Genomic DNA, 19,868 nt, shown 5'->3' on the forward strand with positions numbered 1-19,868 from the left:
CGACGATCCAACAATGTGAATGTGGAGGGATGAACCCAGTGAAAATCTTCGGAACGCTGCTTCGGCCGGTCGTCCTGCTGCTGCTTGCCGCTCTTGCTCCCTATACTGCATTAGCCGCTCCGGCGGCTGCGACCGATATGAGAATGGATGCCGTCCTGTCGGTGGACGTCAGCACGTCCATGAACGAGAGCGACGTCAATAATGTAAGCTATGAAGCGATGAAGATGTTCGTCGACATGGCTTCCGTGCAGGGCGACAAAATTGGCATCGTTGCGTATACAGATCAAATCATGCGTGAAAAAGCACTGCTCGAAATCAACTCCGCTGCGGACAAGGAGAACTTGAAATCATTCATCGATCAACTGTCCCGAGGGCCTTACACCGACATCGCCGTTGGCGTCAGCGAAGCGGTGAAGGTGCTTGAATCCGGCACGGAGCAAGGGCACGTCCCGCTCATCGTGCTGCTGACCGACGGCAACAACTCGCTCGGTGCCGGCAAGACGCAGCAGCAATCGGACGAAATGCTGGAGGATGCCATTCAGAGAGCCAAAGACAAAGGCATCCCGATCTACACAATCGGTCTCAATGCCGACGGGCAGCTCAACCAAACGGTGCTGGAGCACATCTCGGACGAAACAAAGGGCAAATCGTTCGTCACCAGTACGGCGGACAACCTGCCGCAAATTTTGAGCGAAATCTATGCGAGCCATTTCAAGCTGAAGGTTGTGCCGCTGACCGGCTTCGAGGCGAACGGCCAGTTCCAGGAAGTGGCCGTTAAGATACCGAATGCGAGCGTGCAGGAGGCCAATATTTCGATCATATCGCCGCACCCGGTGGAGCTCAAGCTGATCGACCCGTCCGGGATGGAGCAGGAGATGCCTTCTGACCGCCTTGTCTATACGGCTTCGAACGCCTACTCACTGTTGAAAATACTGAGTCCGGTTCAAGGGGACTGGAAACTTCAGGTCAAAGGCGTCCCCCAAGACAAGATTAACATCAATTTGATTTACAATTACGATCTGCAATTGATCATGGAGCCTTTGGCAAGCAACACGTTGAATCCGGGTGAAGAGGTAGCGGTCAAAGCGTACTTGGAATCGAACGGCCAGAAGACGGACGACGTGGATTTGTACAACAATCTGAAGGCTACCCTGCTGGTGACGGATCTGGATACGAATCAGACCGAGGAGAAGCCGCTAACGGCAGACGTGCAAGGCATTGCGGGCAGCTTTAAGGTAGCGGAGCCGCATGACTACGAGATTAAAGTGCAGGTGGAGGATGCTAACTTCCTGCGCGAGACACAGCCGGTGAAGATTACGGCTAAGCCGACGGGGGGCACACCCGAGCCCGGGCCGCAAGCGGATGCCGCCGCCCCGGCGGGCGGTCTAAGCATGGGCGTCTGGGCAGCGATCATCGCAGGAGTGCTCGTGCTTGCGGGAATTGCAGCATACGCGCTGTCGGCCTACCGCAAAGCGAATAAAGGGTTTGTCGGGCAGCTTGTGATCGAAGTGAAGGACGAAGATACCGGGGAACGAACGAACCCGCAATACCGCAAGCTGCACGCGTTTAAAGGCAAAGTGACGCTGCACCAGCTGCTCCAGCTCGCACCCGAATTCGCCGAGACGAGAGAGATCGTCTTCCGTCCCGGTCCCAACGATACTCTAGTGCTGCACAATGCTGGCTCTTGCGTGATCGAGAAAGGCGGACGCGTGTTCGATGCCGGCCAAGGCAAAGAAATTCGCGGCAACGACCGCATCAGAATTTCGCTTCAAAACGTCAATAAATCGATAGGCCTGGAATACTTGAAGTAAGTCCGACCAACGTTATACCATACAAAGAAAGGCAAAGGAATGCAGAGGAGGAGTCCGGACATGAAAGCAGTAGTCAGAGAACATATACAGCAATTGGACGTGTCGTTGGGCGGCGGCATAGTCAGCGAGAAAATCCGTGTCGATACGATCGACAACCCGATGCTGGTGATCGGTCTCGGCGGAACGGGAATTGATGCGCTGCTGCGGCTCAAATATCAGGTGAACCGGCGGTTCAAGCTGCCAGAGGATCCATTTACCAAGAAAAAACGCGAGAAGCCCGCCAACATCGAGTTCCTCGCCTTCGAAACGAACGAGCACGACCGCAACAAACGGTATAAGGGGATCGGACTCGATCCGATGACCGAATTCGTGCTGCTGTCGAACGCCGAAATTGGCAGCGTACTGCAGAACCGCAGCCTTCTCGAGCCGTATATCAAGGAATGGCTGTCGCCGGAACTGACGATAACCGATGGCATAAGCGGCGCCTCCGGCGTGCGGCAGGCGGGACGGCTGCTGCTCTTCACCAAGATCGTGCAGGTCGTTCAGACGATCGAGCGCAAGATCAAGACGCTGTCGGTAGGAACGAATAAGAAGCTGATGGTCTTCCTTCTGACGGGCGTTTCCGGAGGGACGGGGAGCGGCTGCTTCCTCGATATCGCGTATATCGTGCGCGGCATTCTGGAGCGGGATTACGGCTCGGCTGGCGTCGATAAGGTAAGCATTCTCGGCTACTTGTTCACACCCGACGTCAACTTGGCGAACAAGAGCCTGACCGAGCATTCGCGCGAATATATCAAGAAGAACGGCTATGCTGCGCTCAAAGAGCTCGATTACTGGATGAACGTAGACGAGCGGGGCGAACGGTTCAAGCAGCAGTACGCCAACATTCTCGCGGTGAATTCGCCGATGCCGCCGTTCAATCTGGCCCATCTTATCTCGGCGACTAACCTGGAAGGCAAGCTGCTTGAGAACGCCTATGATTACTGCATGAACGTGACAGCGGAGAACATCACGAACTTTATGGCCAGCGAGCAGAAGCAATCCGGCGAAGAATTCGCCATCCACGATTATATCAGCAACATCCGCACCAACATCAACCAGATGCCCAAGACTTATGCGGCCAACTACCAATACAACATTCTCGGCGCATCGTCCGCCGTTCTGCCGATTGAGGAAATGACGACTTATCTTGCGTATAAGGTGTTTCAGCGCATGGCCTCCATGTTCGAGGCGGGTCCGGCACAGGAGGACGTCGAGAAGCTGGCTCACAAGCTCGGACTCGATCCGGATTCGATTCACCGCGAATTCGACAAGCACGTGCCGGAGCCGCTGCCCGGCTACCAGAACAGCGAGCGGCTCAACTACAACAATGTGGTCAAGCAGCAAGTCGTACATATCGACACGGAGCTGGAGCAGAGCTACCTGTCCCGTGCACGGGAGGAATACATCAAGTGCCGCAGGCAGCTGCCAGGCCAGATCAAAGAAGCGTTCGCCGAGCAGATGGGCAAGATGTTCCGGCATCCGGAACAAGGGCCTTTCTACGTGTCGCGGATCATTTTGCAGGATAAAGGGTTCTGCCTGCTGAAGCTGATTTCGTCGTACATCGAGTCGCTCAAGGAGAACTTGTACCGCATTCCCCGCGACATTGATGCGGCCCAAGAAACCGCAATACAGAAGCTGTCGGAAGCGAAGAGCGCGTTCATCTCCAAGGACCGCAAGAAAGATGCGTACATCGAAGCGAAAATCCAGGAGTACTTGCTGCAAGCCGACCGTGAACGGATGGAGCAGATGATCGAGTTCTACGAAGATTTATACACACTGATCAACAACGACAACTCGCGTATTTATCAAGTATTCACTGAGTTATTGGGCGAGCTGAACAAAATTTTCGACAAAAACGGAAATATTCTTATCAATGGCGAAGAGGAAATCGACCATAAAGGAAACCGCACGTACTACTGGAACATCGTGAGCGTGCCGGACATGGCCCGCATGATCAGCGATGTCGCGGATGAGAAGAATGTGACCGAATTGATCCGCGACTTCACTCAGGAGCTTCTGGAGAAGTCGAACCAATGGATCAAGGAGCAGGAAGTGGATGTCGTGAACTCGATTTCCGAGTTTTTGACCCACCAGTTCAGCGATCTGATTACGAAATCGATGGAAGATTTTCTCGTTATCAAATACGGCCACGAAGACTCGATCGAGAAGCTCGTCGAGCAGAAGATCGCCGGCCGTTTGTACGAGGAGGCGAAACCGGTATTTCATCTGACCAACAGTTCGGGACATTTCAATTTCCCGTCCTGGGGCTTCGTCTCCGTGCCGGTGAAGGCGCCGAACATCTTCAAAGGAATCCGCAATTTTCAGGACAACGCCATTGCCAACTCCCGCTTTACGATCAAGGAGAGCGAAGTGAAGAACCGTGTGTTCTGGCTGAATACCCAGAACGGTATTCCGCTGTTTCTGTATACCCCGCTTAAAGTATACGAAGAGAGCTACGAACGCACGATTCTTGAGCCGGAAGGCGTGGGACGCCATCTCGTCCAGACCGACAAAACGAACTGGACGTACCTGCCGTCTCCCATCCCGGAGAAATCGTGGGGCGAGACGTACTTGAATCCACGGGTGCAAAGCTACAACACTCAAGTCCGCAGTATGTTCGAGCAAGCGGTGGAACGGCGCATCATCCGGGAGAAGTCGGCCGATCACGGCACGATGGCCCGATACGAATGCGTGTTTACGAAGCCGTTCGACTTGGAGCGAAAGCTGGAAATGTATCCGATGCAGCTCACAGACGCAAGACCGAATCTCGGCGAGATCAAACGCTGCGTTACGGACTTGAAGAGCCTTATGGAGGGCGGGCTTGAAGCGGACGGCGCCAAAGATATCTTCGGCAGCGTGAACGAGGAACTGGCAAAAGATAACTTGATCCGTTCCCCGGATCTGCTCGGCCGGGTCCGTGAGGAATTGCGCAAGTACGGCCAGATCGACCGGAAGATTGAAGAATTGGAGCAAGTGCTTAGCGCCCATCAGGATGAAGAGAAGTTCGTCCAGCAATTCATCGAAGGAATGTATACCGGCACGATTATCAGGAAAGGCGCGCTTTACGTGTACGACCATGACGCGGAGGAAGATCCGTGGGAGCCGTTCGTCAATTTGATGCAGACCGGCAAATTCCCGGAATACGAAATTTACAGTAAAATCCGCGCACTCGATGCGAAGCGTCTCGCCCTGCTTCAGCGCAAATCGTCCAAACGCAGCCAGCAGCTTACAGCTTCGGAAGATATCGGCAGCTTGCTGACCAAGCTGGAGGAGATGGCCGGCGCCTACCAAGATGCCAAATCCGCTCTCGATTACGACCGTGGCGAATATGTGAACGGCGAAGACATGTATCAATTCTACAAGCAAGTGTCGGGCAAGGTTAATGACATCTTGAGAAGCTTGAAATAAGCTTGAAAGCTAGAGGGGCCTTCCGGAAGGAGTGAACGGGAAGCATGAGGGAGCGATTGACGGCATTCGCGAGCGCATATGCCGCGGAAGCGGACAGCATGTGGGCAGGCGGGGATGAGCTTCGTAGTTTAAGCCATCCGCTCGTGTTTCTTTTTGTCGGCGACCGGTCGGCGGAAACGCTGGATCAAGTATATGAGCTGAACCGAAGGAAGTGGAACAACAGCGCCGGCATCGTGTATTTGCATGTCGGGACGCAAGAGCTCGCCGCCAAAGACAACGTCTACAATTGGCGGTTGGACGGCGGAAGCGAAGATAGAAGAACGCTGCGCTCCGGGCTGTACCGCCGGTTTTATGACGATGACTCCAAGCTGCTCGAGCTTAATGTGACGCTTCGGCAGATGAACAGCCGAATATCCGAATTCGGCCGGCTGTATTCGTCGCTGCAGAGGCTGCATATCGCTGTTGTGACACGCCTGGACGATCCTTGCAACGTATTGGTGCCCGAGCTGACCGTGCTGATGAAGTCGATCTTCGGCGAGAGTTTCCGCTCCGTCGTCGTCGATATGTACGGACTTCTGCAGGAGAAGCAGGTGGATGATGAATTTGCGTACACGGCGGCGCTCGGCATAAGCTTCCTGCGCGAGCTGGACGAGGTACAGCGCCGGGAGTTCCGGCTTGCGGCAGAGCTGCAAGTGACCGGAGACGGCATCAAGCTGCCGGTGGAGCATCGGGACGGACCTTTGTTCGATACCGCCCACCTGATCGGGGACAAGGACGAACGCGGTCTGTTCACCGGGGACGGCATGCGGTGCTGCAGCGAAATTATTTGCCACTTGAATCTGCTGAAAAACCGCAAAATAAGCGGAGATCTCGATCCCCGCCACGGTGTGTACAATCATCAGCAGTTTAAACAAAACATAATGCCGCCGGGAGAAGCGGAAGGAATATATGCGTCCGCAGGTTTCGCCAAGGTGACGCGGCCGAATCAAGCCATTGCTCTGACCGTACTGTATCATATATTCCGGCGGATGCTGCGAAGAATGCAGGACAATGCCGGCATGAAGCTAGGGGAACTGCTGGAGCGGATCGACCTCGATCCCGCAAGAACGGAGGCGGATGTCCGGACGTTTACCTGCGGGCACAGCCATCCGCTGGAGGCCATGCATGGCTTGCTCTACGAGAACGCGGCTTACCATGAGCTGAGGAAGATGACGCTGCGGCAAGCTGAAACCGCCTTGTACTCCGACAATGCCCGGGCGTTCTTCGATGCAAATGCGGTTCGCCAAGCCGAAGCGGCGCTTGCCGCACATAATGGCGCCGGAAGGCTTGAACAAGCGGTGCGCAGCAAGCTGATCGACAGCGCGGCGTACGGGTGTTACTGCACGTATGTATGGACATCGGAGCCCGCCCAAAGAACGGGAAAGGAGACTCCAAGCCTCAAGGAGACGGTAAGGGGATGGCGCAAGGAAGCGGAGAGACAGCTCGAAGACGGGAAGCTCGATCTTGAAGCGCTGTATGAAGAGCGGGTGGACGATCAGGGGTACGCCAAAGGATCGCTGTTCGGACTGCTTTCGTCCAAGAGCAGGATCAAGCCGCTCGCCCGCGGGCTGCTCGCCCGGATCTACGGCTTGAAGCTCGAACTGCTGGAGCTGGAGCTGAGGATTAAGCTGTATCGGGAATACGAACGAAAGCTCGAAGAAGTTCACGACCAGGTGAAACAGGATGTTGAACGGCTCCGCGAGATCGAATCCGTGCTGCACGAGGCGAGCCGCCGCAGCATATCGGAGATGGAGGACGAGCTTGGGCGCAACATTCACGAATACTACGGGCAAGTCGTGGACCGCATCGCGGATGAGGCGGAAGCGCGGTACGGGCCTCAGTTCTATTTCGACGAGAGATATATCGGAAACGTGACCCGGCTGCTTGCCGAAGGTGATGGCCAATTGATCGACAGGCTGATCGAAACGGCGCGTAAGGAATGGTTCGTCCATCCCTTGTTCCATCAGCCGTTCGAGCAGGAGCTGCTCGAACGGGCTAACGTCACGGTCAGCTACGACAACCGTGAGGCGCTGACTAAAGAACAGCTGTATCGTGACTTGTACGTGACGCTTGAGAGCGAAGCGGCGATCCGTCTGGATGTGTACGGGTACACGCACAAGCACAGGTATGAGGAGAAATATTTGTTCGGTGATTTTCACAGCGAATGGATTCAATATGCCTATTCAATCGATCAAGGAAGCCGTACATACAAGCTCGGATGTGTGCATGAGAAGAAGCAGAGCGGCGTGGAGAAGCTGAATCTGATGGGAGGGTTCCGAATCGCCGATCTCATGTACTACCGGAACGGCTGGCGCTATTACGACACCTACGTGCGCAACGGTTACTTGTTTCACGGAAGAGGGTTGGCGGATTCGGCGATTGGGCCGATGCAGGAACAAGAAAGTGGGGAAGACGGATGAAACGGCGAAAATGGAGCCCTCTGTTGACCGGTTTCAGCTTAACAGGAGGGCTGATCGGTTTTGCTGCGGGCGAAGCGGTACTCAGCCGGTGGGAAGGGATATGGCATGAAACGTTGGTGATGGGCGTCTACTTCGGACTGTTTGCGCTGATCGTCGGACTGTGCTGTCTGCTCGCGGAGATCATTGCTCCGGAACTGAACGGCAGGAACTGGCGCCTGCGTTATGCCGCCGACGGATGGAAGTGGCTTCTTCCTTCTACGCTGCTTCTGCTCTTTGCGTGCGGGGCGCTGTTTCAATGGATTTACGGACTTCAATTCAGTCACAGGACGGCGCTTCCGCAGGATTACGTGCTCGTGATGGACACGTCCGAGAGCATGAAGGAGACCGACCCGGACGAGCAAAGCCTGGAGGCCGCCAAATCGCTGATCGGGCGGATGGATAAAAATATGCGCGCAGGGATCCTGACGTTCAACGAGAACGTTGCCTGGGTGCAGAAGCTTACAGAGCTCAAAAATAATGCAGCCAAAAGCGAAGTCATGGCGCAGTTGGACGCAGTCGCATCCCCGATCGGAGGGACGGACATCGGGCTGGCCTTGACCGAGGCGATCGGGCATATGACCGAAGAGAAGCTTCCGGGTCGCAAAGGCGCGGTCATTCTTATCTCCGACGGCTACAGCGAAATGGACTTCGATAACGTGACGGCCCCTTACAAGCAGGAGGGGATTATTATCCACACGATCGGAATCGGACAGCCGAACGAGCAGGGCAGCCGGCTGCTTGCGCGCATTGCCGAAGCGACCGGGGGGACCTATCAGGACGTTAAGCAGGCCGAGCTCATCTCGGATGCGTTCCAGAACATCGACGTATCCGGCCATCGCTATCATTTGATGGGCGAACGAACGGGGCCAGCGGCGGCCAGCGGCTATTACGCGGTGCTGCGCGTTGTGATGATCATGCTGATCGGCGCACTGCTGGGATTATCGCTCGGCATCATATTCGACAACCGCTATTTGGCCCGAAGCTTTGCGTTGGGCGGCGCCGTGGCCGGCGTTCTGGCCGGTCTGATTCTCGAATTCGGCCTGTCCTCCAATCATCCGGTCTTCGTCCGCGGAGTGGCGGATCTCCTACTGGCGGTGGTGCTGTCGCTGTCCACCTTCCTATTTGCCGTTCGCGAAGGAAACACGGTGACGGTGATGCGCCGCAAGAGCGCCCGGGAATATTACGGCCGGCCGGAAGGAGAACGCAACCGCTTCGGCGACAACAGCAAGGCGGGCAGACGGTTCCGATAACAGGGGAACGGAGGTTGGCAGATGATGCAATGGAGCGAACCAGACGAACGATATCGAATTACAAATGCGGCTGCCCGGTTCGAGCAGGGGGAGGGAGAATGCATCCTTACCTGGAACTGGCCGCAAGACGTGAACTACGTATACATTTACAGCTTCGAGGATGGAGCGGGGCTGTCTCCGGACCGGGTGGACCCGCGGCAGTTGAAGCTGTTCACCCGTGAGGAATATAAGGTTAAGTCCGGTTACCGGATGCGTGTCGATTTTACGGGACCGCACTATTACCGGATTTTCCCTTGCGTGACGAGGGAAGGCGGCCTGACTGTGCTGATGCAGCTGGACAGCAGCAATCTGGCGCGCGTCAGCGGAGGGCGGGCCAAGATCCGATATTCTATTAAATACGGCAATCCGTGGTTCGGCAAGTATAAGTCGGTGCGGATTCGCCTGTTCTGCGAAATTCCGGTGCCCAGGGAGGCGCTGTGTTACGTTAAAAAAGAAGGCGCGGCTCCTCGCAACAAGGAGGACGGGACCGTCTATCCGTTCATGAATGATTTTCCGCCGGGACGTACCGAGCTGCCGCCTATCGAAGTAGGCCGCAGCGAATACATCCGCTTGTTTTTCAGCGACGGACCGGCTTTCGGCGAACGGTTCGAATTACTTCAGGAATAAGCTTGACAGCTAAACTTTACAAAGCAGCGCGGTCCTGCAGACCGCCCGAGGAGGGTTGACATAATGGGTTTTTTCAAGCAATTATTCGGAAAAAAGACTGAGGTGAAAGAGCGGCCGCCATATTACAGCATCGTCTGTCCCTATTGCTTCAGCAAGTTCGAGCCGGATGCGGTCGTATTCCGCGCCGCGCATACTAAGGAACATGACGACGAGTTTACGCTCCAGGAAGACGAGAAGCTGAACGCTTGGCGGCGCAAATTCAACCTGTCGCAGCCGGACATGGAGGCGGTGATCGAGCCGCATACGATCCCGGAAGAGAACCAGATCTACTCTGAGAACGTACTGGTGGCCGTGACCGACCGTTACGGCATCACAACCAGACGGCGACTGTGTCCGAACTGCCATAACGAGCTGCCGATTCTGTCGGGAAAGGTACCGAGCAATATTATTTCCATTGTCGGCGCTTCGCAGGTCGGTAAATCGGTTTATATGACGTCCCTGATCCACACCCTGCAGACGTCAACCGCTTCGAACTTTGGCGCCGCCTGCCTGCCGCTCAGTGCAGAAATCAGCCGGAAGTTCCGCCAGAACTACCTGGAACCGATCTTCGAACGCGGAATGATGCTTGAGTCGACGAACCCGAATGAGCAGCAGGAGCCGTTCATTTTCCAGTTCGTCTTCAAGGACGACCGGCAGGCGCCGCTGACACTCGTATTTTTCGATGTGGCCGGCGAAGGGATGGTAGAGCGGGATTATCTGGATATTTACGCCGCTCATATTAAGAACTCATCCGGTATACTATTTCTGGTCGACCCGCTGCAAATCCGCACCATCCGGGATAAAATCCGCTTGAGCGCGGGAGAAGAGGAAGGAGAGTTCGCGAGCCGGTATGACGAGCCGCGCGAGGTGGTGATCAGCCTGTTCGAAAACTTCATCGCACACCAACAAGGCAGCAAGACGGACATTCCGACGGCGGTCGTGCTCACGAAGAGCGATATGCTGCAGTATCTGAAAGAGGAAGACAGTGAGTATATCCGGCCGAACAGCAATGTGTTCCGCAATTTCATCCATAAAGGCCACTTGAACAAATCGGAATTTGAGAACATCGACGGTGAAATCCGCCGTTTTATCGAGAAGGTCGATCGGCCGTTCCAGGACGCGATCGACGTATACTTCCAGAATACCGCGTATTTTGCCGTATCCGCGCTCGGCTCGAATCCCGTCAACCGAAAAGTTACCGGTGTTATCAGCCCGGTCCGCGTGGATGAGCCATTCATTTGGCTGCTTCACAAGCTCGACTATATCGACAGGAGAGATGCGCAGTGAGCCGGGAGCGAACGATTCAGCAGCAGTATTTCACCCGAGACCGGGAAGGGATCTTCCGCACTAACGAAGGGTTCGATACGGTCGCGAAATCTCCCGGATTGGATAACGGCTTCATCAAGTCGGCGCTGCATCCGTACTGCGTCTATAAAGGTCCGCAGGAACTGCTCGGAAGCGACGAAGCGGACGCCAGCCGGTATCCTGATGCGCTCGGACTCTTCCATGCGGATAACGGGGATCTGGTCATCGGTCGCAGCGTCTATGTAAGCACAGATTTCACCGGACACCGCAGCGCTTTTTTTACCCACCAATACGTAGTGCCCAAGCAGCGGAAGGAAGAATTTGTCCGCGATCCGAGACGAATCTTCGCGATCCGGGGCTTTCAGAGTTCTTATGATATCCGCAGCGGCAAATCCATTCCCGAACTGCAGGACATCGACTATGATGCGGGAAGCTTCCCGGAAAACCCGGATGGCGTGCTTGCGCGACTGGGTATCGATCGCAAGCTGTTCCAACAGCTGCTATACGCGATGATGGCGTCCGCAACGGGCAAGAAGAAGGTGTACATCGCGCTGGATACGCACGTCTCCGCCAGCAGCGAAGAGGCGAAGCGGCTGATGGAGATCGTCTACAGCTGCCTGCCATACGCTATTCGCCGTCTGCTCGGCTTCGTCACTTACCAGCAAGAGCCGGAAGGGAAGCAGCATTACCACGTCATGTTTGTGGAGAAAGGAAGTATCCGTCTGCCGGACCGCCAACTGGAGAAAGACGTGTTGTTCGATTTTCCGAACCGGCGTTTCACGGGCACCGATCTGCCGGATACCCATCATCCTTATTTGGACTACGTGTGGGACCGCCGGCATGAACCGGAAAGCTTGCGGCAGCTGCACGACTTCTGCGATGAAGCTCTCGGCGGCGAAGGGACGGCCGCTGCCTTTGCTGCGATAGCCGTACCAACCTATGACGAGTTATGCACGCTGTTCGAAATCAAGCAAGGCCGTGAAGCGTTGTACGAGAATAACCGTACCGGAGTCATGAACAGCATTTTGAACTATTTGACCGCAGAGACGGCTGCGCACAAGCAGCAGCTGAACGATTTGTTCCGGCGTTTGTTCTCCAAGGAAGCGAGGGACGGGCATCAGGTGCCTTCGGCCGACTATATCGAACCCCTGCTGCGATTCTATTCCTTTGCGGACGAAAGTTCGCAAGCGACGTTGATTTCCTGCTTTGCCCTCTTTATTCAGCGTGCGGCAAGCACGTCTGAGAACGGCATTGCCGGGGCAGTCCCGCTGTTTGACCGGCTCCTCGGTGATGATGCGGTCTTGCGCTCCGTCCTGCGGCAGCTGTACGGGCAGCATCCCCGGACCGTCGAGCAATACGTCGCCTACCGGATCGAAGCGGCGGGGTCGGTCCAATCGTTTGTGGACGAGATGAGCTTCTGGCTGCAATCAGCCGATGAATGGGTGACACAGCGCTTTTTTGCAAACGAAGTGCTGGGAAAAATCAAGAAGCTGATCAATGCGGAAAAAGCGAAGCGATCCGGGGCAGCCAGAACGTTGTATACATACTTCGACCATCTGCCTGAACGGAAAAACAAGCAGCATCTCAAAACCTTATGCGAACAATTCAAGCTCGAAATAAGTCTTGAAACACTGGAAGGCATTGCGCTGCCGAATCTAGGCTATGACGATATCATACAGTTGGATTTCATGCTGGATCGGCCGTCGCCGGAGCTTGTGCAGAGCCTGGGCAGCGGAGGAAGGCTGACGCTGGATTTACTTATGGCCGTGTATCGCGTGCTCACGCTCGACCGGGGACGGGAGTCGAATGCGGCGAAGTCGCTCGAAAAGCTCGGACCTTTGGATTTGGAACACGCGCAAGAGATGATTTGCCGAGCGTTGGCCGACAGAATCGGCCCGGCCGATTTCAGCAAAATCACGTACGCTTTCTACCATCCTGGTGCCGGAATGGACAACAATGCGTGGGATGCGGCCGAGTACAATTTCGACCGTCTGTTGGAATATATATCAGAGCATACACGGAATACTAGCCTGATTTACGAATTTATGGCATGGAGCGCTGCAGACGAGCGGTTCTCCAGCGGCTCGGGCGTCAATGCGCATTACCGTTCTGCTTTGATTCGTTATTTCGACCGTCATGACAGCCGCGCCTTTAAGAATAAAGAGGTCAGGGACCTTCTGCTTGGCGTGCCGAATCGCGCTTTCGCTGCGCTGTTCAGAGAAATTAAGCTGCGTCAGTCGCCTGCACTCGTGAAGTTTATGGCGACGCGCAAAAAACGATTGTTTCGGATCGGTATTTTGGCTCTTCCGTTAGCTCTCGTCATCGTTCTGCTCTCCGTTTATTGGACGCCGATCACCGGCTTTATCCTGAAACCGACTCCGACGCTGACTGTCGATGCATTGCCGGAAAAAACCGCCGAGCCCGAAGTGACGGTAACGGCCAGCGCGTCCGATGGCGGGTATGATCCAGAGCCGAAAATATACGTAAACGGGGAGCTTGCGGGATACGGAAGCATCTCCAAGTCGGTCAGCCTCAAGGAAGGCGAGAATACGATCGAGATCAAGTCGGAGAACAAGTACGGCAAGGTAAGCGAGCCGCTGGTGAAGAAAGTGCTGCTCGATATCCCGGCGGACGAGCCTCCGGATAAGGCAACAGATTCGACGCCGGAGGATGGAAAGGGCGCAAGTGCCGGAAGCAGCACTGGTGGAAGCGGCACGGATGAGGCCCGGTCTGCAAAGGATGGCCGCGGGACGAAGCCGTAAACCGGGCAGTATAAGCCGGAAAACAGTGCCTCGAAACAGCAGCCGAAGCAGCATTAGAGTATGAGAATCTTTTTGTCGGCTGCCCCGAACATTTCGGTTTGGACAAGTGATCGGACGAGAAATACTCTATCATACAGAAGAGATCCTATTAATTGTAGGTTAACAAAAAATACCAAAAAACGCCTGATTTCTGTACGTTACTCACAGATCAGGCGTTTTTTTTATTTCTTGTTTCTCAACCGTTTGAAACAGTCGCGAGTCATTTTTTAGTATCTTCCTTCCGCAGATTGTGTTAAAATTTTGGCACATTCTGTAAGAGTAAGCGAGATATTGATATTCATTTATGGGAGTCGAGAGGAGCGCGGATTCGTTTGAATATGTTATCCGATATGAAACGCTTTTTACAGATCCAAGGTGCAGGCATGCTGCTGCTGACCTTATTTTGCTATGGGATAGGTCTCGGCATTTTGGCGCCGATGAACTCGATCTATCTCAGCGAGAGCATCGGTCTATCCAAGGGGCAGATTGTTTCCATATTTTCGATATCGCTTCTGCTAAATATGGTGACGACCCTGGGGATCGGAACGATAAGCGACAAGTTAAAAAGCAAGAAGAGGCTGGCGATGACAGCCGCCGCTTTATGCATGATCGGCTTGCAGGTTTACATGCGTGCCGACAATTACGTCGGAGCATTGATTGGAATGTGCATTGCCGTTGCTCCATCCGGATTGATTATGGGGCAGTTGTTTGCGATGTCGCGCAACCATTTTCAACGGGTCGCCTCCGATATTGTCGAGATGGCGCAAATTTGGCTGCGTGCAGGCCATAGTGTCGGTTTTTTTGCAGGATTGCTCATAGGGGCGAATTTGTATTTGCTGGCCGATTTCCGGGGGGTTTTATGGGGGAATACGGCGGGATACGCCATGCTGTTCGGACTGCTGCTGTTTTATAGAGAGTATAAGGGTGAGACGGTCAAAGCGGAAGCCAGGAACGGGGAGGCTTTCTCCCTGCTGATGCTGTTCGCGTTATTAATGCTCGCCTGCGCGGATGCGATTCGCGGTCTGTATCTGCCCCTAGTCGTTAAAGATTTATTCGGCAAGCCCGAGCTGATGTCCTACATATGGAGCATTCAAGCCGTATTTGAACTGTTGTTCATGACCGTCGCCGGGTATTGGGCGGCCAAATATGGCAGCAAACGAATTATTTTGCTCGGCGGTTTCGGGGCCTTCATCACATACGCCGTCTATGCATCTTCCGCGGCGCTTCCGGTATTTTTCCTTATTCAGCCGGTTTATTCATTCTTTGTATCTATCTTGTACGGAGTGGCGATGGGCTATGTGCAGCGGATGTTTATGAGCCGAACCGGCTTCGGGGCCAGCTTGTACGTGTTTATTTCTTTAACGGCGTCATTGATCGGGTATATGTTTCCGCTTTTTATCGAAGGGTATAACCCGCTTATCTTCGTTATTCCACTTACGTTGGTCGCCGGTTCGCTGCTGCTGATTGGATATGTGCTGGTGGTTGACCGGAAGCAGGAGGCAGGAATTTCCGGCTAATTGAAAGCAGGACGGGGTGCGTACCTGGAGGAGAAAAGCTATAGAAGAAAAACTCCAAAGGATGAAATTTAGACCCCGAACACTTCATCCGGACGGATAGATTTTTGATAAGGATAAAGGAAGGGATATTTATGTTTCGGGTGCTTGGGCAGCTATCCTGGTTTTTCAGAGAAGAATGGCGGCGATATACGGTTGCTTTGCTGCTGCTAACTATTGTGGGAATCCTTGACCTCGTTCCCCCGCGCCTGATTGGGATGGCGATTGATGATTTTCAACTTGGCGACTTAAGATCCGGCAGAACCGTTGCCTATATCGTGCTGTTAATCGTTGTTACATTGGTTTCTTACGGCATGACCTATGTCTGGATGTCGAAACTATTTGGCGGGGCCTTTGTCGTCGAGCGCAAGCTGCGTTCTCGCTTTATGCATCATTTATTCAAGATGGATCCGCCTTTCTATGAGCGGAACCGCACCGGAGATTTGATGGCGAGAGGGACGAATGATCTGAAGGCCATCTCGAGAACAGCCGGTTTTGGAATCTTGACGCTTGTCGACTCTAGTGTCTATATGCTTACTATTCTTACTGCGATGAGTATGATGATTAGCTGGAAACTGACATTAGCGGCTATTTTGCCGTTACCGGTAATGGGGATAGCTATTTCAATACTCGGTAAAAAAATTCATGCCCGCTTCATGCTTGCGCAGGATGCATTCGGAGACTTAAATGATCGGGTATTGGAGTCTGTTGGCGGAATGAGGGTGATTCGCGCCTATAGAAAAGAACGGCAGGATGAATCCAGGTTTCGGCATATGAGTGAAGATGTGTATGACAAAAATATGAAGGTAGCCCAAATCGATGCTTTATTTGAACCGGCGGTTAATCTGTTGGTCGGGCTCAGTTATGTTATTGGAATCGGCTACGGGGCTTATCTTGTATTTAAGCAGGAATTAACTTTAGGACTTCTGGTTACCTTCAATGTTTACCTTGGAATGATGATTTGGCCGATGTTTGCGGTCGGCGAGCTGATTAATATATTGCAGCGGGGAAGCGCTTCGCTCGATCGGATTAATGAAACGCTCGCAGTCGCAGAGGATGTGGCCGATCCGCAGCAGCCCAAGCAGATTGAGGCCCCCGACAGGATTGAATTCGTCCGAGTCAAGTTTAGCTACCCTCAGGCGAAAGGAAACCAGCTCGTCGACATATCCGCTCTGGTCCGGTCGGGAGAAACCATTGGAATTGTAGGAAGGACGGGAAGCGGCAAATCGACATTCGTGAAACAGCTTCTGCGCTTCTATCCTTCAGGAATGGGTGCGGTTCAAATCGGAGGGGTGCCGATTGAGAAGCAGAGGAAGAGAGACATTCGCGCGTGGATCGGTTATGTTCCGCAGGACCATGTATTATTCTCGCGCTCCATTCGGGAGAACATTCTATTTGGCAAAACCGATGCATCCGATGCAGAGCTCGAGGAAGCGATTCGGCTGTCGGCGTTTGACCAAGATCTTACTTTTATGCCTGACGGGCTTGATACTTTAGTTGGAGAGAAGGGAGTCGCTCTATCGGGCGGGCAGAAGCAGCGGATTTCGATTGCCCGGGCCTTAATCTCCGATCCCGAGGTACTCATTCTTGACGATTCTCTTTCAGCTGTCGATGCCAAAACCGAGGCGACTATTGTCCGCAATATTCAAGAGGAACGTCAGGGAAAAACAACCCTGATCACGACACACCGCATGTCCGCGATTGAACATGCCGATCTGATTCTCGTGCTTGACGAAGGCCGGGTCGTGGAGGCAGGAACTCATGAGTATTTGATGGAAACTAACGGCTGGTATAGTCAGCAGGTGAAGCGGCAAACGTTGGAGGGGGAAGGAGGAGATCCGGTATGAAGGTAGGAGCACGATTGGTTCGTTACGCCTTAACGAGCAAGATAACGATTTTGGTTGCTTTATTTTTGCTTACACTAAGTGTTGCTGCTGAATTAACAGGGCCATTGATCGCAAAAACGATTATCGACCGCCATGTGACCGGTATCGAAGAACCTTGGTATCCAACGGCCGCCGGGGAACAGGCTGTTTCATTTCGAGGACAGAGGTATACGCGGGAATCGAATTTGCCTGCGGGTTCCGATAAAACAAACCCGGTTCAGATCGCTCAAGTGGGAAGAAGTTTCATCTTTTCAGAAAAGCCCATTCCCCTTAATGGCAATCGAATATTTGAAGATGGGCGCCTAATGGTGACCCAAGGCTCTGTCAGGCATGAAACCGAAGCCACTCTGCTCTCTGCTGCCGAGGTTATGGCTTTTTATGCACCTGAAGTTGCACCTATTGCCCGTCTGCTAAGTTTTTATATTGCGCTTATTCTTATCTCATCCTTCTTCCAATTTGGCCAACGGTTTTATCTGCAAAAAGCGGCGAATCGAATCATTCAACGGCTGAGGACCGATCTATTTAACCATCTGTCCCGGTTGCCGGTTCGGTTTTTTGATAATTTACCTGCCGGTAAGGTTGTTTCGCGCGTCACTAATGATACAGAAGCGATTCGTGAGTTATATGTTGCCGTATTGGCTAATTTTTTCTCAAGCGGAATATATATGACCGGAATTTATGTCGCCCTGTTCCTTCTGGATGCCAGACTGGCTTTTATTTGTCTTGGGTTGCTGCCGCTTCTGGCAGCCTGGATCGTTCTTTATCGCAAATTCGCCTCTTTCTATAATCATCGAATTCGGTCCAAGATCAGTGAAATCAATGCATCTTTGAATGAGAACATCCAAGGGATGAGCATTATTCAAGCATTCAGGCGCGAAGAACAGCATAAGCAGGAATTCCGACAGTTAAACGACGAACATTACCATTATCAAAATAAATTGCTTCGTTTGAACGCCTTGACCTCCCATAATTTGTCTTACATGCTGCGGCAGCTTATTTTCGTCTGCATGATTTGGTATATCGGGGGAACGACTGCCGGGATTGGACAGGTTTTGACTTTAGGTGTTCTCTACGCGTTTGTTGATTATGTGAACCGTTTATTTGAACCGATCAAACAAATTGTAAACCAGCTGGCCAATCTCGAACAAGCCCTTGTCGCTGGCGAAAGAGTATTTGAATTTATGGATAAAGATGGTGAGGAAGTAGTCGATCAATCGATAGATCGTCCCCAAGGGGAAGTCGTCTTTCATCATGTCAGTTTTGGTTATAAGCCGGATGAATATGTGTTAAAGAATTTGAGCTTCACGGCCAGAGCTGGAGAAACGATAGCATTAGTAGGTCACACAGGCTCCGGCAAAAGCTCGATTATGAATCTGCTCTTCCGATTCTATGATTGTCAGCACGGTGAAATCACGATTGACGGTAAAGATATTAAGACGATTCCGCGTCAGGCGTTGCGAGAGCATATGGGAATTGTATTACAGGAACCGTATTTATTTACCGGGACCATCGCTTCCAACATTTCGTTGGACGATCCAAGGATCTCGCGTGAACAAATGGAAGAGGCGATGCGCCTCGTTGGCAGTGAACAAATTTTTGCCCAATTGGAACAAGGTTTGGATGAAGAAGTACAGGAAAAGGGAAGCACTCTATCCAGCGGACAGCGGCAGCTCATCAGCTTTGCCCGGGCGCTTGTCGTGAACCCGGCTATTCTAGTGCTTGACGAAGCCACGGCGAACATTGATACGGAAACCGAAGCGGTCATTCAGCAAGGAATGGAAGCCTTGAAGTCCGGCCGAACGACATTCATTATTGCCCACCGTCTGTCAACGATTCAAAATGCCGATAAAATTATTGTACTTAATCAAGGTCAGATCATCGAGCAGGGCAATCATCAACAGTTAATGAAATTGAACGGTGAATATGCGCAAATGTACCGCCTGCAGCAGCAGTCCCATACAGCCTATGCGGGACTATATTGAGTCAAATATGGCACAAATTACAAATTAAACCGAAGGGGCGCGTTTTTTTGGAGCTTTTTTATGTAACTTCAAATTCGGCGAAATTTGAAATTGCAACGAGGGTACTTGAAGGAACGAATGTGCATTTACAACAAAGTAAGATAGATGTACCTGAAATACAAAGTATGGAGGTATCAGACGTAGCCCATTTTTCGAGTATGTGGGCAAGAGATAACCTCGGTTGTTCGGTTGTGATTACCGATGTAGGTCTGTACATTAATGCTTTAAACGGATTTCCCGGTCCATTTGTAAAATATGCTAATAGCTGGTTAACGACTGAAGACGTTCTAAGACTATTAGAGGGTAAAAAAGACCGTACTGTGTTTATTAAAGAGTGCTTGGCTTTTTGCCCGGTGGATTCCAAGCCCTTGTTATTTCATAGACAGATTAAAGGTATGATTACAAGAGAAAAGACATCAGGGAAGGGATCGTTGATGGATAGGTTGGTCGTACCTGAAAATCATATTTTATTGTCAGAGCTCTCAAACGATGAGTTTATCGATTTTTGGGTCAAGTATAGTGCGTTTCATCTTTTTAAGGATTGGATTCTATCTAATCAGAACTGAAAGAAATAGGAAGTCATTACAG

11 protein-coding genes are annotated in these 19,868 nt (G+C 52.7%); all 11 read left to right on the forward strand.

Translation table 11 applies throughout. The features are described from left to right. Positions 1 to 29 precede the first annotated feature (29 nt). The gene (locus KJS69_RS06030; protein ID WP_213582574.1) at positions 30 to 1,811 is read left to right on the forward strand and encodes a vWA domain-containing protein; all 1,782 of its coding nucleotides are present in this window, start codon (positions 30 to 32) and stop codon (positions 1,809 to 1,811) included. Between the two features lie 60 nt (positions 1,812 to 1,871). Continuing rightward, a complete protein-coding gene (locus KJS69_RS06035) occupies positions 1,872 to 5,261 on the forward strand; it encodes a tubulin-like doman-containing protein (protein WP_213582576.1) in 3,390 nt (1,129 codons plus the stop codon). 44 nt (positions 5,262 to 5,305) lie between these two features. Continuing rightward, positions 5,306 to 7,720: a hypothetical protein gene (locus tag KJS69_RS06040; protein WP_213582578.1), complete on the forward strand. Its 2,415-nt coding sequence runs from the start codon at positions 5,306 to 5,308 to the stop codon at positions 7,718 to 7,720. Further along, entirely contained in the window at positions 7,717 to 9,009 is a 1,293-nt protein-coding gene (locus KJS69_RS06045; RefSeq protein WP_213582580.1) for a vWA domain-containing protein, read from the forward strand. The genes KJS69_RS06040 and KJS69_RS06045 overlap by 4 nt, the downstream gene beginning before the upstream one ends. Before the next feature lie 21 nt (positions 9,010 to 9,030). Next, complete coding sequence (locus KJS69_RS06050) at positions 9,031 to 9,675, forward strand: hypothetical protein (RefSeq protein ID WP_249730389.1); 645 nt, start codon at positions 9,031 to 9,033, stop codon at positions 9,673 to 9,675. Between the two features lie 63 nt (positions 9,676 to 9,738). After that, entirely contained in the window at positions 9,739 to 11,001 is a 1,263-nt protein-coding gene (locus KJS69_RS06055) for a TRAFAC clade GTPase domain-containing protein (protein WP_374706611.1), read from the forward strand. After that, positions 10,998 to 13,781, forward strand: coding sequence for a GAP1-N2 domain-containing protein (locus tag KJS69_RS06060; RefSeq protein ID WP_213582582.1), 2,784 nt, complete (start codon positions 10,998 to 11,000; stop codon positions 13,779 to 13,781). The genes KJS69_RS06055 and KJS69_RS06060 overlap by 4 nt, the downstream gene beginning before the upstream one ends. Before the next feature lie 377 nt (positions 13,782 to 14,158). Then, a complete protein-coding gene (locus tag KJS69_RS06065) occupies positions 14,159 to 15,337 on the forward strand; it encodes an MFS transporter (RefSeq protein ID WP_249730411.1) in 1,179 nt (392 codons plus the stop codon). A gap of 131 nt (positions 15,338 to 15,468) precedes the next feature. Next, a complete protein-coding gene (locus KJS69_RS06070) occupies positions 15,469 to 17,220 on the forward strand; it encodes an ABC transporter ATP-binding protein (RefSeq protein ID WP_213582586.1) in 1,752 nt (583 codons plus the stop codon). Next, entirely contained in the window at positions 17,217 to 19,241 is a 2,025-nt protein-coding gene (locus KJS69_RS06075; protein WP_213582588.1) for an ABC transporter ATP-binding protein, read from the forward strand. Before KJS69_RS06070 ends, KJS69_RS06075 begins: the two co-directional genes overlap by 4 nt. A 47-nt stretch (positions 19,242 to 19,288) precedes the next feature. Then, entirely contained in the window at positions 19,289 to 19,846 is a 558-nt protein-coding gene (locus KJS69_RS06080) for a non-canonical purine NTP pyrophosphatase (RefSeq protein ID WP_213582589.1), read from the forward strand. Positions 19,847 to 19,868: the final 22 nt, after the last annotated feature.

Origin of the sequence: Paenibacillus sp. J2TS4 (assembly GCF_018403245.1) — a bacterium.
Lineage (GTDB): Bacteria > Bacillota > Bacilli > Paenibacillales > NBRC-103111 > Paenibacillus_L.